12 protein-coding genes are annotated in these 15,863 nt (G+C 66.8%); 5 read left to right on the top strand and 7 right to left on the bottom strand.

Annotation, left to right across the window (positions count from 1 at the left end; genetic code table 11):
• Positions 1 to 186, top strand: a 186-nt coding sequence (locus tag DFR49_RS22145; RefSeq protein WP_211325964.1) for a hypothetical protein, incomplete at its 5' end; no start/stop codon positions are given.
• 518 nt (positions 187 to 704) lie between these two features.
• Here DFR49_RS22145 and guaA read toward each other — a convergent pair.
• From guaA to DFR49_RS21320, 7 genes are all read right to left on the bottom strand, one after another.
• Complete coding sequence (guaA, locus tag DFR49_RS21350) at positions 705 to 2,264, bottom strand: glutamine-hydrolyzing GMP synthase (protein ID WP_119037721.1); 1,560 nt, start codon at positions 2,262 to 2,264, stop codon at positions 705 to 707.
• A gap of 223 nt (positions 2,265 to 2,487) precedes the next feature.
• Positions 2,488 to 4,551, bottom strand: a complete 2,064-nt coding sequence (locus DFR49_RS21345; protein ID WP_119037719.1) for a prolyl oligopeptidase family serine peptidase — start codon at positions 4,549 to 4,551, stop codon at positions 2,488 to 2,490.
• Positions 4,552 to 4,684: 133 nt separating this feature from the next.
• Positions 4,685 to 5,107 (bottom strand): 50S ribosomal protein L17, encoded by a 423-nt coding sequence (gene rplQ / locus DFR49_RS21340; RefSeq protein ID WP_119037717.1) that lies wholly within the window; start codon positions 5,105 to 5,107, stop codon positions 4,685 to 4,687.
• Between the two features lie 238 nt (positions 5,108 to 5,345).
• Positions 5,346 to 6,407, bottom strand: coding sequence for a DNA-directed RNA polymerase subunit alpha (locus tag DFR49_RS21335; protein WP_119037715.1), 1,062 nt, complete (start codon positions 6,405 to 6,407; stop codon positions 5,346 to 5,348).
• 98 nt (positions 6,408 to 6,505) lie between these two features.
• Positions 6,506 to 6,895: a 30S ribosomal protein S11 gene (gene rpsK, locus DFR49_RS21330; RefSeq protein ID WP_007405180.1), complete on the bottom strand. Its 390-nt coding sequence runs from the start codon at positions 6,893 to 6,895 to the stop codon at positions 6,506 to 6,508.
• 58 nt (positions 6,896 to 6,953) lie between these two features.
• Positions 6,954 to 7,322 (bottom strand): 30S ribosomal protein S13, encoded by a 369-nt coding sequence (rpsM, locus tag DFR49_RS21325; protein WP_119037713.1) that lies wholly within the window; start codon positions 7,320 to 7,322, stop codon positions 6,954 to 6,956.
• A gap of 244 nt (positions 7,323 to 7,566) precedes the next feature.
• The gene (locus tag DFR49_RS21320) at positions 7,567 to 8,622 is read right to left on the bottom strand and encodes a mannose-1-phosphate guanylyltransferase/mannose-6-phosphate isomerase (RefSeq protein ID WP_119037711.1); all 1,056 of its coding nucleotides are present in this window, start codon (positions 8,620 to 8,622) and stop codon (positions 7,567 to 7,569) included.
• A 164-nt stretch (positions 8,623 to 8,786) separates the two neighbouring features.
• On the opposite strand from DFR49_RS21320, the gene DFR49_RS21315 reads away from it, so the two are divergent.
• From DFR49_RS21315 to DFR49_RS21300, 4 genes are all read left to right on the top strand, one after another.
• Complete coding sequence (locus DFR49_RS21315; RefSeq protein WP_119037709.1) at positions 8,787 to 10,175, top strand: TIGR03013 family XrtA/PEP-CTERM system glycosyltransferase; 1,389 nt, start codon at positions 8,787 to 8,789, stop codon at positions 10,173 to 10,175.
• Between the two features lie 145 nt (positions 10,176 to 10,320).
• Positions 10,321 to 12,399, top strand: a complete 2,079-nt coding sequence (gene prsK, locus DFR49_RS21310; protein WP_119037707.1) for an XrtA/PEP-CTERM system histidine kinase PrsK — start codon at positions 10,321 to 10,323, stop codon at positions 12,397 to 12,399.
• Entirely contained in the window at positions 12,396 to 13,748 is a 1,353-nt protein-coding gene (prsR, locus tag DFR49_RS21305) for a PEP-CTERM-box response regulator transcription factor (protein WP_119037705.1), read from the top strand. The genes prsK and prsR overlap by 4 nt, the downstream gene beginning before the upstream one ends.
• The gene (locus DFR49_RS21300) at positions 13,741 to 15,792 is read left to right on the top strand and encodes a tetratricopeptide repeat protein (protein ID WP_119037703.1); all 2,052 of its coding nucleotides are present in this window, start codon (positions 13,741 to 13,743) and stop codon (positions 15,790 to 15,792) included. The genes prsR and DFR49_RS21300 overlap by 8 nt, the downstream gene beginning before the upstream one ends.
• The last annotated feature ends 71 nt before the right edge of the window (positions 15,793 to 15,863 follow it).

Genomic DNA, 15,863 nt, shown 5'->3' with positions numbered 1-15,863 from the left:
CTGGGTCAACCCAGCCCGTTGCTTCACCTGCGCTCATGCGCGACAACAATGGTCGGTCTCTGGTTGCCGCTGGATGAAAGCCGGGGGTCACGTCAGTTCGCACAGAACTATGATTGTTATGCAAGATGGGCTGGTCTTGCCGAATTACCGGCCTGGCTCAACGCCATGTCTCGATTTGTAGTGTGATTGAGTGCCCGCTTCTAGGAACCACGAATGGCCGGGTCTGCGCTAACAAAAGTGGAACCCGGAAACCAATGTCGGCTTCAGCAAATGTCCCCTATCACATTTGCCTGATCATAAGCGGTCATTCCGGATCGCCCCAACGGCCTAGACCTAGGAGAGAGGGCTTGCGAGGCTGCACGAATGACCGATTTCGGCGTAACTAGACGCTCCCAATGGTGGCGGCGACCGGCAGAAAAGTCCCAAACCTTGACCCACCTTGCAACTTACCATTCAGTCATATCTGACGAGTACAGAGCCATTAATTATCAGATATGATCACAAGCTTAACGCCACCTCCATCTGAGCATTGACGAAGGCTGGCTCATAATCGCGCGCCACTGAGGGCCTGGAGAAGAGGTCTCCGGCGCCCGTCGCGGGAAAACCGCGATGTTCAGTTGACGTAAAAAGGGGAGAAGATAGAGGCAACTAAGCAACGGCGAAAATCGCCGCCGAACCTACTCTATTGCCGCCGTTTGTATCCGTCACTCCCACTCGATCGTGCCGGGCGGTTTCGAGGTGTAATCGTAAACCACGCGGTTCACCCCGCGCACTTCGTTGACGATCCGCGTCGCGACACGGGCGAGGAATTCGCTCGAGAAGTGGAACACCGCCGCGGTCATGCCGTCGGTCGAGGTGACGGCGCGCAGCGCAAGGACGTAATCATAGGTGCGGCCGTCGCCCATCACCCCTACCGTGCGCACCGGCAGCAGCACCGCAAACGCCTGCCAGATCGCGTCGTAAAGGCCGGCGTTGCGAATTTCCTCGAGATAGATCGCATCGGCCTTGCGCAGGATATCGCAACGCTCCTTGGTGACCTCACCAGGGATGCGGATCGCGAGGCCGGGGCCGGGGAACGGATGGCGGCCGACGAACACATCGGGCAGGCCGAGTTCGCGCCCGAGTTCGCGGACCTCGTCCTTGAACAATTCGCGCAAGGGCTCGACGAGCTTCATGTTCATCCGCTCGGGCAGGCCGCCGACATTGTGGTGGCTCTTGATCGTTACCGACGGGCCGCCGGTGAAGCTGACGCTTTCGATCACGTCGGGATAGAGCGTGCCCTGCGCGAGGAATTCGGCGCCGCCGATCTTCTTGGCTTCGTCTTCGAAGATATCGATGAAGGTCTTGCCGATGAACTTGCGCTTGGCCTCGGGGTCCGACACGCCCGCCAGCCCGTTCAGGAACAACGTCTCGGCGTTCACATGGACGAGCGGGATGTTGTAATGGCCGCGAAACAGGCTGACGACCTGATCGGCCTCGCCCGCGCGCATCAGCCCGTGATCGACGAACACACAGGTGAGCTGGTCACCGATCGCTTCATGGATCAGCACCGCAGCGACCGCCGAATCGACCCCACCCGAAAGGCCGCAGATCACCCGACCCTTGCCGACTTGTGCGCGGATCTCGGCGATCTTGGTCGCGCGGAACTCGGCCATCGTCCAGTCGCCCGACAGCCCGCAGACGTGGCGCGCGAAATTGGCGATCAGCCGCGCGCCATCGGGGGTATGGACGACCTCGGGGTGGAATTGCATCGCGTAATAGCGGCGATCGTCGTCGGCGATTACCGCATAGGGCGCGCCGGGGCTCGACGCGACGATGCGGAAGCCGGGCGCGAGTTCGGTCACCTTGTCGCCGTGGCTCATCCACACCTGATGCGATTCGCCCTCGGCCCACAGACCATCGAACAACACGCACGAATCGAGGATGTCGATGAAGGCATGGCCGAATTCGCCGCTGTCGCCACGGTCGACGCCGCCACCGAGCTGCGCCTGCATCGATTGCTGCCCGTAACAGATGCCGAGCAGCGGCACGCCCGAATCGAGGATCGGCTGCGGGATGCGCGGGCTACCCTCGTCGACCACCGACGCGGGGCCGCCCGAGAGGATCACGCCGCCCGGGCGCATCCGCTCGAAAGCTTCCTCGGCCGCGTTGAAGGGCGCGATCTCACTGTAGACACCGGCCTCGCGAACACGGCGGGCGATGAGCTGGGTGACCTGACTGCCGAAATCGACGATCAGGATGCTGTCATGGGGCTGCGCTGTCATGCCCGAGCCGCATAGCAGATGCGCGGGCGGGGGGAAGAGGGTTGAAGGCGAACCTTCGTGCGACGCCGACGGCGGGTCGGATCAGTTCCCGTAAAAATCACGCCATTCCCGCGAAAGCGAGAACCCATCTCCTGACCGTTCCACGCTCGCCCCCTGTGCGAGATGGGGCCCCGCGTTCGCGGGGGTGACGAAGAGGGAGATCGGCGATTGGACAAAACGCCCCCTACCCCACCTTCAACCCCGTCCATTTCGCGGCGAAAGCCCAGGTGTCGGCGGCTTCCTCGATGATCTTGTCGGTGGGCTTGCCCGAGCCGTGGCCGGCACGCGTCTCGATGCGCACCAGATGCGGTTTGTCGCCGATATCCGCGTGCTGGAGCGCGGCCACATATTTGAACGTATGCGCAGGCACGACGCGATCGTCGGTGTCGGCGGTCGTCGCGAGGATCGCCGGATACGCGCGGCCGGGCTGGATGTTGTGATAGGGCGAATAAGCGTGCAGCGTACGGAACGCGGCTTCTTCCGCGGGTGAACCGTAATCGTCGACCCAGTAGCGGCCCGCCGTCCATTTGTCGAAGCGCAGCATATCCATCACGCCCACCGCCGGCAGCGCGGCGGCGAACAGATCGGGGCGCTGGTTCACCACCACGCCGACGAGCAACCCACCGTTCGAGCCGCCCTGGATCGCGAGCTTGTCGCGCGAGGTTATCCCCTGCGCGATCAGATGTTCGGCCGCGGCCAGAAAATCGTCGAAGCTGTTCTGCTTGTTGGCGAGGCGGCCGCCGTCGTGCCATTCCTTGCCGTATTCGCCGCCGCCGCGGATGTTGGCGACAGCGAACACTCCGCCTTGTTCGATCCACGCCAACCGCGCGGTCGAGAAAGCGGGGGCGACGGGGATGTTGAACCCGCCATAGCCATAGAGGATCGTCGGCTGCGGCCGGGCGGGCAGATCCTTGCGGCCGACCACGAACATCGGCACGCGGGTGCCGTCTTTCGACGCGAAGAAGGTCTGCTCGACGGCGTAATCGTCGGGATTGAAATCGACCTGCGGCGCGGCCCAGACACTGCTTTCATCGGCAGCGACATCGTAGCGGTAGATCGTGGTCGGCGTCGCGAAGCTGGTGAAGGCGTAGAAAGTCTCGCTATCGTTCTGCTCGCCGCCGAAGCCCACGACCGAGCCGATCCCGGGCAGCGCGACATCGCCGAGCGGTGCGCCCTTGAGATCGTAGCGGCGGACTTCGTTCTTCACGTCGACCAGATAATGCGCGAACAACACGCCGCCGATGATCGCAGCGCCTTCGAGCACGTCTTCCGATTGCGGCACGATCTCGCGAAGCTGGCGCGTCATCGAGGCGACGTCCATCGTCACGATGCGGCGGCGCGGGGCGCCCGAATCGGTGACGAAATAGAAGGTCGAGCCGAGATTGCCCGCGAGGCTCCAGTGGTTCTCGAGCCCGCGCACGATTACGCGCTTGACCATGCGCGCGCTGGTGAGGTCGATCGCGGTCAATTCGTAGCGGTCGTCGGTGCCCTCGGACGAAGTGACGAGCAGCCAGTTGCCGTCGTCGGTGATCTCGGCGACCGAGTTGAGCCGCGGGCGATCCGGCGTCGAAAAGACAAGGCGATCCTGCGCCTGATCGGTGCCGAGGGTGTGGAAATAGATCGCGTGGTTGAGGTTGATCGCCTGATATTCGGCGCGCGCGGCAGGTTCGGGAAAGCGCGAATAGAAGAAGCCCGCGCCGTTGCGCGCCCAGGCGAAGGCCGAAAATTTGACCCAGCGCACTTCGTCGGCCGCCACCTCTCCGGTCGCGACGTCGAGCACGCGGATCGTGCGCCAGTCGGTGCCGCCATCCTGCACCGCGTAGAGCAGCCGGGTGCCGTCTTCGCTGGGAAGCCATTCGGCGAGCGCGGTGGCGCCGTCCTCCGCCCAGGCGTTGGGATCGATGAGGACGCGCCCCTCGCCCTCCGCCGTTTCGCGGACATAGAGAACGGGCTGGTTCTGGAGCCCCGAATTATGAAGGTAGAAATAGCGGCCGCCCTTTTTGACGGGCACGCCGAAACGCTCGTAATCGAACAAGGTGCGCATCCGTGCCGTGAAGGCGGCGCGGCCGGGCAGCGTATCGATATACGCGTCGGTGACCGCATTCTCCGCCTCGACCCAGGCACGGACGCGGTCGCTGTCGCGAACATCGGTTTCGAGCCAGCGATAGGGATCGGCGACGGAGACGCCGAACAGCTCGTCGGCGACGTTCTCCCGCTTCGTGTCGGGATAGACGAGTTTGACGGTCATGCAGCCAAGTCCTGTCGATTTCTTCCCGGCCTACGCGGGCGAGGAGTAGTAAGTAGCAACGGCGATGCAAACAAAAAGGGGACGCGCCGGTATTCCGGCACGCCCCCTTTTGAAACGGTTCGTCCGAAGCGCCTCAGGCGGCGGCGTCCAGATCCTCGTCGCCCATCACCGGACCCGAATCCTGGCCCTTGGCCGAGACGTCGCGGTCGACGAACTCGATGATCGCCATCGGCGACGCATCCGACGCGCGGATGCCGGCCTTGATGATGCGGGTGTAGCCGCCCTTGCGATCGGCGTAGCGCGCGCCGAGCACGTCGAACAGCTTGGCGAGCTGCGCGTCATCGAGCAGGCGAGCGTGCGCGAGACGGCGGTTGGAAAGGCCGCCCTTCTTCGCGAGCGTGATCAGCTTCTCGACATAGGGCCGAAGCTCCTTCGCCTTGGGAAGCGTGGTCGTGATCTGCTCGTGCTTGATGAGCGCTGCCGCCATGTTGCGGAACAGAGCGATACGATGGGCCGAGGTACGCTGAAGCTTCCGGCCGCCGACGCGATGACGCATGATATTTCCTTTCAGTTCGTCAGGGGGCCGTACGAGGTACCCCGGGCCAGGTGGCTGTAAGGCCGCCACCGTTCGCCTTGATCCTCCCCGAGCTTGTCTCGGGGAGGGGGACCGCTCGTAGAGCGGTGGAGGGGCCGGCCAAAGGCCGGGAAGCGTGGCGGATGACCACGGCGCTTCGCGCCGCCCCTCCACCAGCTTCGCTGGTCCCCCTCCCCCAGCAAGCTGGGGGAGGAATGGATTATCCCAAAATCTCCTGTTCGAGCTTCTTGGCCATTTCCTCGATGTTTTCAGGCGGCCAGCCGGGGATTTCCATCCCCAGGCGAAGGCCCATCGAGGACAGCACTTCCTTGATTTCGTTCAAGGACTTGCGGCCGAAGTTCGGGGTACGCAGCATCTCGGCTTCGGTCTTCTGGACCAGGTCGCCGATATAGATGATGTTGTCGTTCTTGAGGCAATTGGCCGAGCGCACCGACAGTTCCAACTCGTCGACCTTCTTGAGCAGGTAACGGTTGATCTGCTGGGTATCGCCTTCGGCTTCGCCCGCTGCCGGCGCGGCCTGGCCGATCGTCTGGCTGCGCGCGATCGCCGAATCGTCGAAATGGACGAACAAGGCGAGCTGATCCTGAAGGATGCGCGCGGCATAGGCGAGCGCGTCCTCGGGCGTCACGGTGCCGTCGGTCTCGATCGTCAGCGCGAGCTTGTCATAATCGAGATCCTGCCCGACGCGGGTGGGGTCGACCTTGTAGCTGACCTGGCGCACCGGCGAATAGAGCGCGTCGACCGGGATCAGGCCGATCGGCGCATCGGCCGGGCGGTTGGCGGTCGCGGGGACATAGCCCTTACCGGTATCGGCGGTCAGCTCCATGTTGAGCGTCGCGCCTTCATCGAGATGGCAGATGATGAGATCGGGGTTGAGCACCTCGATATCGCCCGACACCGCGATATCGCCGGCCTTGACCGGACCGGGGCCGGTGGCGGAAAGCTGGAGCCGCTTGGGGCCTTCGCCTTCCATCTTGAGCGCGATCTGTTTCACGTTGAGGACGATATCGGTCACGTCCTCGCGCACACCGGCGAGCGACGAGAATTCGTGCAGCACGTTCTCGACCTTGATCGAGGTGACGGCCGCACCCTGGAGCGACGAGAGCAACACACGGCGCAGCGCATTGCCGAGCGTCAGGCCGAAGCCCCGCTCGAGCGGCTCGGCGACGAAGGTCGCCTTGCGCTTGCCGTCGCCGGCGGTCTTCTTGTCGAGACCGACGGGCTTCTTGAGTTCCTGCCAGTTCTTTGCGTTGACGGACACGGGCTCCCCCTTGGTTTTGGGCGGGAGCGAGGGCTACTCCGGCCGTGGGAGAAAGATGGTCCGCGCTGCGCGATCAACCGCGCGCGGACCGGGCGAAATCAGACGCGGCGACGCTTGGACGGGCGCACGCCGTTGTGCGGGATCGACGTCACGTCGCGGATCGACGTGATCTGGAAGCCCACCGCCTGGAGCGCACGGAGCGCCGATTCGCGACCCGAGCCGGGGCCCTTGACCTCGACTTCAAGCGTGCGAACACCGTGTTCGGCGGCCTTCTTGCCGGCATCCTCGGCCGCGACCTGCGCCGCGTACGGGGTCGACTTGCGTGAGCCCTTGAAGCCCATCATGCCGGCCGACGACCACGAGATCGCGTTGCCCTGGGCATCGGTGATCGTGATCATGGTGTTGTTGAAGCTGGCGTTCACATGCGCGACGCCCGCGGTGATGTTCTTGCGCTCGCGCCGACGAATGCGCTGAGGTTCGCGTGCCATAATTGAATTCCTGACCTGATCTGAAGCTGGAAGAAACGGTGCCGTTCAGGCGCGCCGCTTACTTCTTCTTGCCCGCGATGGGCTTGGCCTTGCCCTTGCGGGTGCGCGCATTGGTGTGCGTGCGCTGGCCACGGACCGGCAGGCCCTTGCGATGGCGCAGGCCACGATACGAAGCGAGGTCCATCAGCCGCTTGATGTTCATCGCGGTTTCGCGACGAAGATCGCCTTCGACATTATGGTCGGCGTCGATGGTTTCGCGGATCTGGAGCACTTCCTGATCGGTCAGGTCCTGCACGCGGCGCTCGGGCGCAATGCCCAGCTTCTCGGTGATTTCCTTGGCCTTGGTCGACCCAATGCCGTGGATATAGGTGAGCGCGATCACCACGCGCTTGTTGGTCGGGATGTTGACGCCCGCAATACGTGCCATGAAGTTTTTTCTCCTAGCTCCACGGGGCTGGCATGGCCGCACACGCCCCATCTCATCGCGTTATTTCCGAAACGCAAGACACCGGCGAGCGCACGCAGGCGCCGCCGGAGAACCGGTGTGTTCGGAAAGCATGCGCGAAATAGGCGCGACGGACGGGAGAGTCAAGCGGCCGAAGCGGTGCCGAAGCATCGAGCCACGAGACTGCTCACCCACCCCTTCACTACCCTTGAAAGGGAGCGCGCGCTCACCCCTTCATCGCCTCGATCAGCTTCTTGACGTCCTGGCTGCGGCCGCGGGGGACGATGAGGACGTCGTCGCCGCTGGCGACCACGATCAGATCCTCGACCCCGACGAGCGCGATCCGGGGGCCGTCCGAGCGCACCAGGCAGTTGGTGCTGTCGATCGACAGCACGGTGCCACGATGCGCGTTGCCGGCGCCGTCGCATTCGCTGAGCAGGTGGAGCGCATCCCAACTGCCGACGTCGCTCCAGCCCATGCTGACGGGCACCACCGCGACGCGATCGGCCTTTTCCATCACCGCATAATCGATCGAATCGGCCGGACACGCGGCGAAGGCCTCCGTATCGGGCATGATGCGGCTGCCGACGCGTGCCGCCCGATCCATCGCCTGTCGGCAGGCAGCGAGCATATCGGGCGCGTGGACCGCCAGCGCGCCGAGGAACATATCCGCGCGGAACAGAAAGATGCCGCCGTTCCAGTAATGGCCGCCCGCCGCGAGCATCGCCTCGGCGCGGTCGCGCGGCGGCTTTTCGACGAACCGCTCGACCCGGTGGACGCCGGGCACGATCGCCTGACCTTGCGCGATCCAGCCGTAACCGGTCTCAGGCGCGTCGGGGGTGATGCCGAAGGTGACGAGCCAGCCATCGTTGACCAGCGGCAGCGCGGCCTCGATCGCGCGGTGGAAGGCGGCGACATCGGTGATGACATGATCCGAGGGCATGACGAGCAACGGCGCCGGCCCGCCCCCCGCGGCGAGCGCGGCGAGCGCGATCGCGGGCGCGGTATTGCGGCCGGCGGGTTCGAGCACCAGCGCCTGCGCCGACGCGCCGACCGCGCCCAATTGCGCTTCGACCTGATCGGCATGGTGCGCATTGGCGACGACGATCGGCGCATCGAAGTGCGCCGCATCCTGCGTGCGTCGCACCGTCAATTGCAGCATCGTCTCGTCGGCGGTGAGCGCGAGCAACTGCTTGGGGCATTCGGGGCGCGACATCGGCCACAACCGCGTCCCCGAACCGCCCGAGAGGATGACGGGGACGACGCGCGGCGATTCTGACATGCAATGCTCCTGGCGGTTGACCCGAATGTAGGGTGCGGGCCCGCCAAGGGAAACACCCGAGGCGGGAATCCGGGCGCAAAGCGTTCAGGCTTTCTTTGTCAATTTCTGCGACAGCGGGCTGTGTCGGATTTATTTACACTTCACCGGCTAGGACCGCACGCGCGATGATCAGGCTGTTCAAGCATTATGTTCCCAACGCCGTGCTGCTGCTCGGCCTGCTCGATATCATCCTGCTGCTGGCGGCGGCCGAGTTGGGCTGGGTGATCCGCGCGCACCAGATCGACATGGCCGTCGAGCCGATCATCCACCGCCTGCCCCAGCTCGCCAGCTTCGCGCTCAGCCTCGAACTGGCGATGGTCGCGGTCGGGGTGTACGGCGCCGATGCGTTGCAATCGCTGCGCTTCGCGACCGCGCGGCTGCTGGTCGCGGTGTCGCTCGGCACGATCTTCCTGAGCCTGATTTTCTTCCTTGTGCCTGCGCTGACCTTCTGGCGATCGAACCTGCTCTACGCGATGGGAATCGCGGCGGTAGCGATGATCGCGTTGCGCATCCTGCTCGGCAAGACATTGGGCAGCCAGATCTTCAAGCGCCGCATCGTCGTGCTCGGCGCCGGCGCGCGCGCGGCGCGGCTGAAGGCGCTCGCGGCGACCCCGGGCGCGGCGTTCGTCGTCGTCGGCTATGTCGCGATGAACGAGGCCAACCGTATCATTCCCGAGGCGATCGCACGCGATGCGATCTACAACCTTGCCGACCATGTTGTGCTGCTGAACGCGAGCGAGGTGGTGCTTGCGCTTGAAGAACGACGCAACGCGCTGCCCTTGAAAGACCTGCTGCGGATCAAGACCACGGGGGTCCATGTCAACGAGATATCGACCTTCCTCGAACGCGAGACGGGGCGTGTCGATCTCGACAGCGTCAACCCGTCGTGGCTGATCTTTTCGGATGGGTTTTCGTCAAGCCGCGTGCTGTCGAGCCTGTTCAAGCGGCTGTTCGATATCGCCGCGAGCCTTGTGCTGCTCGTGATCGCGCTGCCGCTGATCGTGCTGGTCGCGATCGCGATCAAGCTCGAGAGCCGCGGGCCGGCTTTCTACCGCCAGCGCCGGGTGGGGCTCTATAACCAGGGCTTCGACATCGTGAAGCTGCGCTCGATGCGGCAGGACGCCGAGGTCGCGGGGCAAGCGGTGTGGGCCGAAAAGGACGATCCACGCATCACGCGCGTCGGGCGGATCATCCGCAAGCTCAGGATCGACGAACTGCCGCAGGCGTGGAGCGTGCTCAAGGGCGAGATGAGCTTCGTCGGCCCGCGCCCCGAACGACCGCAGTTCGTCGAGGATCTCGAAACCCGGCTGCCTTATTATGCCGAGCGCCACATGGTGAAGCCGGGGATCACCGGCTGGGCGCAGATCAATTATCCTTATGGCGCCTCGATCGAGGATTCGCGGCAGAAGCTCGAATACGACCTCTATTACGCCAAGAATTACTCGCCCTTCCTCGATCTGCTGATCCTGCTCCAGACGATCCGCGTCGTGCTGTGGCCCGAGGGCGCGCGGTGAGGATGGCCGCCTTGGTCGACGCTTCTCCCGTTCGTGCTGAGCTTGTCGAAGCATCGTTCTTCCTTTCGGCGCGAGAGAAGAAGAGCGGCCCTTCGACAGGCTCAGGGCGAACGGGCGGGGTTTCGGGAAAAAGGCGTTTCACGCCATGATCCAGCCGCTCATCCTGTGGGGGCACGCGCTGGCGGCATTGCTGTTCGCGGTGCTCGCGGCGTCGCAGGTGCGCGGCGCGGGCAGCGCCTTGCCGCGGCTGACGTTCCTGATCGCGCTGGGGATGACGGCATTGTGGGCGCTCGCGGTGGCAGGGATCGACGCGCGCGAACTGGCGCCGCGCGTGACCGAATCGCTGTGCAACCTTACCTGGCTCGCCTTCATGTACGCGCTCGTCCGACGCGGACGGCAGGCGGAGGAGAGCGCCGCGATCACCGGCATCTACGCAGTGGTCGGGGTGATCGTCGTCGCGGGGCTCGTCCTCGGGCTCATCACCGCCGGGCCGACCCCTGCCCCCGCGCTCGTCGGGGTGCGGCAGGTGCTCGGCATGATGGTCGCGGTGTCGGCGCTGGTCCTGGTCCACCATCTCCATACCGCGGTATCGCCGCGCGCGCGCGACGGCATCCGGTTCGCGGTGGCCGCGCTGGCGGCGTTCTGGCTGATCGACCTGCTGCTCGCCGCGGCCGCTTATGCGGGAATCGAGGACAAGAGCCCGCTGATCGCGATCCGCGGCTTCGCGGTCGCCGCGCTGGCGCCGGTGCTCGCGCTCGCGGTCCATCGCAACGGCGACTGGTCGCTCAAGCTGTCGCGGACGATGGCGTACCAGTCGCTCTCGCTGCTGGGGATCGCCGTCTATGTGCTGTCGATGGCGCTGGTGACGAGCGCGATCACCGCCTGGGGCGGCAGCCATGCCCGGATCGCGCAGACCGCGTTCGTGTTCGGATCGACCGCCGCGGCGCTCACCTTGCTCTCCAGCCCGTGGCTGCGGGCGTGGATCAGGGTCAAGCTCGCCAAGCATCTGTTCCGGCATCGCTACGATTATCGCGCCGAGTGGGTGCGCTTCACCGACACGCTGGGGCGGCCCGATGCCGATGCCGCGCCGCTCGACGAACGCATCGTCAAGGCGATCGCCGATCTGACCGAATCGCCGGGCGGGCTGCTGCTCGTGCCCGAAGACGGCGACCTGGGTTTCGGCGCGGCGTGGAACTGGCCGCCCGACGCGCTGCCCGGCCATGCCGGCGATGCGGCACTGGCGACATTCCTGGGCGCGGGGCTTGGCGCAGGCGGCCGCATCGTCGAACTCGATCGCGTGCGCGACGGACGCGGCGAGACCAGCGAACTGGCCAGCGTGCCGATGTGGATGCTCGATTGCGCGCAGGCGTGGGTGCTGGTGCCGCTGGTCCATTTCAGCACGCTCGCGGGCGTGATCGTGCTCGCACGGCCGCCGGTGGATCGCGCGCTCGACTGGGAGGATTTCGACCTGCTGCGCATCGCCGGGCGGCAGGTGGCGAGTTATCTCGCCGAAGCCCGCGCGCAGGGCGCGCTCGCCGACGCGCGACGGTTCGACGAGTTCAACCGGCGCTTCGCCTTCATCCTCCACGACATCAAGAATCTGGTGAGCCAGTTGAGCCTCGTCGCGCGCAACGCCGAGCGCCACGCCGACAACCCCGATTTCCGCGCCGACATGATCGCGACGCTGAAGGAATCGGCTGGGCGGATGAACGACCTGCTCGCGCGCCTGTCGCAGCACCATTCGGGCGGCAACCGTGCCGAGGCACCTGCCGCGACCGATATCCTGCCGCTCGCCGAACGCGTCGCCGCGACCCGGCGCGCGCAGCATCCGATCGTCACCACCGGGCCGCACGACGCGATCGCCGAGGTCGACCGCGCGGCGCTCGAACTGGTGCTGGGGCATCTCATCCAGAACGCGATCGAGGCGAGCCCGCCGACCGAACCGGTGACGCTCGCGGTATCGACCGACGGCGAGCGGGTGGCGATCGACGTGATCGATCGCGGCTGCGGGATGACGCCCGCGTTCGTCCGCGACCAGTTGTTCCGGCCGTTCGTCTCATCGAAGCCCGGCGGGTTCGGGATCGGCGCGTTCGAAGCGCGCCAGATCACCGCCGCGATGGGCGGCGAGGTGAGCGTCGTCAGCCGTGAGGGCGAAGGCACGCGCTTTCGCGTGACGCTGCCCGCCGCGCGCCGGCGCGTCGCCGCGCTTGGAGAAGCGGCATGAAGGCCCCGCGCAAACTGCTGATCGTCGAGGACGATCTGGGGCTCCAGCGCCAGTTGCGCTGGGCGTATGACGATTACGAGGTGCTGGTGGCGGGCGACCGCACGACCGCGATCGACCTGCTGCGCGCCGAGGAACCCGACGTCGTCACGCTCGATCTCGGCCTGCCGCCCGATCCCGACGGGGTGAACGAAGGCTTTGCAACGCTGGCCGAGATCCTTGCGCTCAAACCCGATACCAAGGTGATCGTCGCTTCCGGCCACGGCGCGCGCGAGAGCGCGCTGCGCGCGATCGCGGAAGGCGCGTGGGATTTCTACCAGAAGCCGATCGATATCGACGCGCTGGGGCTGATCGTCGCGCGCGCCTTCCACGTCCACGACCTGGAGGCCGAGAACCGACGCCTCGCGGAGCGCGGCAGCGCGGCCGAGGGCTTGGGCGGGATCATCACCGCCGCGCCCGAAATGCTCAAGGTGATGCGCACGATCGAGCGCGTCGCCGCCGCCGACGTGACGGTAATGCTGCTGGGCGCGAGCGGGACGGGCAAGGAATTGCTCGCGCGCGGGCTGCACGACGCGAGCCCGCGCGGCAACGGCGCGTTCGTCGCGATCAATTGCGCCGCGATCCCCGAGACGCTGCTCGAAAGCGAGTTGTTCGGCCACGAAAAAGGCGCGTTCACCGGCGCGATCAAGACCGTGATCGGCAAGATCGAGCAGGCAGCGGGAGGCACGCTGTTTCTCGATGAGGTGGGCGACATTCCGCTGGCGCTTCAAGTCAAGCTGCTCCGGTTTCTGCAAGAGCGCGTGATCGAGCGGATCGGCGGGCGCCAGCAGATTCCCGTCGACACGCGGATCGTGTGCGCGACGCATCAGGATGTCGACGCGATGGTCGCCGACGGGCGGTTCCGCGACGATCTCTACTATCGGCTCGCCGAGATCGTGGTGCGTATCCCCGCGCTGGCCGAGCGGCCGGGCGACGCGGGGTTGCTCGCGAAGCATTTCGTCAAGAAGCATGCGCCCGCGATGCGCAGCCAGGCGGCCGCGCTTTCCGCCGATGCGCGTGCGGCGATCGATGCCTGGGGCTGGCCGGGCAACGTGCGCGAACTGGAAAACCGCGTGAAGCGCGCGGTGATCATGGCCGACGGCAAGATGGTGACAGCGGCCGACCTCGATCTCGACGCCGCCGCCGACGACGCGCCGATCAACCTCAAGGCCGCGCGCGAGCGCGCCGACAGGAAGGCGATCCGCCACGCGCTCGCCCGCGCCGAGGGCAATATCTCGAACACCGCCAAGCTGCTCGGGATCAGCCGGCCGACATTGTACGACCTGCTCAAGAATTACGACCTCCATGCTTGATCGGACGGGCAAGGCGATTCTGCCGGCGGCGGCCCCGCGCCGACGCCGCAAATGGACGCGGCGCGACGGACGGCGGCGGCTGCGGTTGTCGCGGCGCACGCGGCTGGCGCTGATGCTGGCCGGGGCGATCGGGCTGCTCGCGGCGCTCTATGCGTTTGCACCGCGCCCCGAGCCGGCACCCGACCGGGCCGAAGCGACCGCGGCGCTGAAGCGTGGGCTGGTGCTCTACGGCCGCGGCAATGTGAGCGGCGCGCTGGCGGCGGCTGAGGAAGCGACCACCGCCGACAAGACCTGGGGGCTGGCGCACGCATTCGCCGCACGGCTGCACCTCGCCCAAGGCGATGGCGACGCCGCGGAGGCCGAGATCGCGCGCGCGCTGCGCACCGGATTTGCGCCTCGGCGGGCGCACCACCTGCTCGCCGAGGCGTGGTTGGTGCAAGGCGATCCCGATCGCGCGATCGCCGAAGCGGCGAAGGCACCGGCACGGTACGCGGGGTATGCGACGCGGGTTCGCGCGCGGGCCACCGCAGCGCAGGGCGATAGTGGTGGCGCACAGGCGCTGCTCGCGCCGTTGCTCGATCGGGACGATGCCGCGGCCTGGGCCGACCTGGGCACGATCCGGCGCGATGCCGGCGACATCGGCGGTGCGATCGGCGCGGCGGCGCGCGCGGGCGCGATCGATCCGGCAACACCGGGCCTGCTGGTCCTCAAGGGTACGCTGGTGCGCAGTCAGTACGGCCTCGTCGCCGCGCTGCCGTGGTTCGACGCCGCGCTGAAGCGCGACCCCGCCGATCTCGACGCGCTGATCGAGGATGCCGCGACGCTGGGCGATCTCGGCCGGATGCGCGCGATGCTGGCGGTCACGCGCCGCGCGATCGCCGCCGACCCGGCCGATCCGCGCGCTTACTACCTGCAAGCCGTGCTCGCCGCGCGCGCGGGGCGGTTCGATCTCGCGCGCGTGCTGCTCCAGAAGACCGGCGGCACGCTGAACGGGATGCCCGCGGTGCTGCTGCTCGGCGGGATGCTCGATTATCATGACCGCGCATACGAACAGGCGATCGGGCAATGGCGCGAGTTGGCCGATCTCCAGCCCTATAATCTGACCGCGCGGCGGCTGCTCGGTGCGGCCTTGCTGCGCGCGGGCGACGCCAAGGGCGCGCTCGACGCGCTGCGCCCGGCGGCGTTGCGGGCCGATGCCGATCGCTACACGCTGACGCTGGTCGGCCGTGCGTTCGAGGCGATCGGCGAGCGCGACTGGGCGGGTATCTATCTCGACCGCGCGGCGGCGCCCGAGCGCGGCGCGGCGGCCCCCTTCGGCACCGACGACAGCATCGCCGTGCTCGCCGCCGCGGCCGATGACGCGCCGGGCGATCCGCAAGCAGCGGTCGATTATGTACGCGGGCTGATCGAGACCGGGCAGCACGACGATGCTTTAGCGCGCGCGCAGCATCTGGCGCACGCCGCACCAGGCGCCCCGGCCGCGCAATTGCTGGTGGGCGACGTGCTGACGGGGATGGCGCGCGAGGCCGACGCGGCCGCCGCTTATGCCCACGCCGCCGATCTGCGTTTCGACGCGCCGACCGCGCTCCGGCTGGTGACAGCGCTCGATCATGCCGGGCGGCGAGACGAGGCGGCGCACACGCTGGGACTCTACCTCGCGCAGAACCCCGAGAGCCGCGACGCACTCAGGCTGACGGCGCGGTGGCAGCTCGCGGCGGGCAGATGGGACGATGCGATCGTCACGCTCGAGCGTTTGCGCGCGCGGCTGGGCGACAAGGATGCCGTGCTGCTCGCCGAACTCGGCAGCGCGCATCTCGGGCGCGGCGACACGGCCTCGGCGACGCGGCTGACCGCCGCCGCACACGCGCTGGCGCCGCTCGATCCGGCGATCGCCGACGCTTATGGCTGGGCGCTGTTCAAGGCAGGCAAGCCCGCCGCCGCGCGTCAGCTCCTGCGCCAGGCCGTCGCCACCGCACCCGACCATCCGGGGCTACGCGCGCACCTCGCAGCGGCGGAGGGTGACGCGACGGTGCGCTTGGACTAGGGCCGGCAGTCGATCGTGCTCCTGCGAAAGCGGGAACACACGAATGTTCGCGTAGGAACCCCAAGGCCGCT

This window comes from Hephaestia caeni (assembly GCF_003550065.1).
Lineage (GTDB): Bacteria > Pseudomonadota > Alphaproteobacteria > Sphingomonadales > Sphingomonadaceae > Sphingomonas > Sphingomonas caeni_A.
The sequence above is the reverse complement of the archived record's forward strand: the minus strand, read 5'-3'. Positions and strand labels throughout refer to the sequence as shown.

Bases quoted from the DNA above. Each gene is read 5' to 3' on its own strand.
- DFR49_RS21320 (WP_119037711.1), bottom strand. From the start codon at position 8,622: ATGTCAGAATCGCCGCGCGTCGTCCCCGTCATCCTCTCGGGCGGTTCG.
- DFR49_RS21300 (WP_119037703.1), top strand. From the start codon at position 13,741: ATGCTTGATCGGACGGGCAAGGCGATTCTGCCGGCGGCGGCCCCGCGC.
- DFR49_RS21345 (WP_119037719.1), bottom strand. From the start codon at position 4,551: ATGACCGTCAAACTCGTCTATCCCGACACGAAGCGGGAGAACGTCGCC.
- guaA (WP_119037721.1), bottom strand. From the start codon at position 2,264: ATGACAGCGCAGCCCCATGACAGCATCCTGATCGTCGATTTCGGCAGT.
- DFR49_RS21315 (WP_119037709.1), top strand. From the start codon at position 8,787: ATGATCAGGCTGTTCAAGCATTATGTTCCCAACGCCGTGCTGCTGCTC.
- rpsK (WP_007405180.1), bottom strand. From the start codon at position 6,895: ATGGCACGCGAACCTCAGCGCATTCGTCGGCGCGAGCGCAAGAACATC.
- prsR (WP_119037705.1), top strand. From the start codon at position 12,396: ATGAAGGCCCCGCGCAAACTGCTGATCGTCGAGGACGATCTGGGGCTC.
- rpsM (WP_119037713.1), bottom strand. From the start codon at position 7,322: ATGGCACGTATTGCGGGCGTCAACATCCCGACCAACAAGCGCGTGGTG.
- prsK (WP_119037707.1), top strand. From the start codon at position 10,321: ATGATCCAGCCGCTCATCCTGTGGGGGCACGCGCTGGCGGCATTGCTG.
- rplQ (WP_119037717.1), bottom strand. From the start codon at position 5,107: ATGCGTCATCGCGTCGGCGGCCGGAAGCTTCAGCGTACCTCGGCCCAT.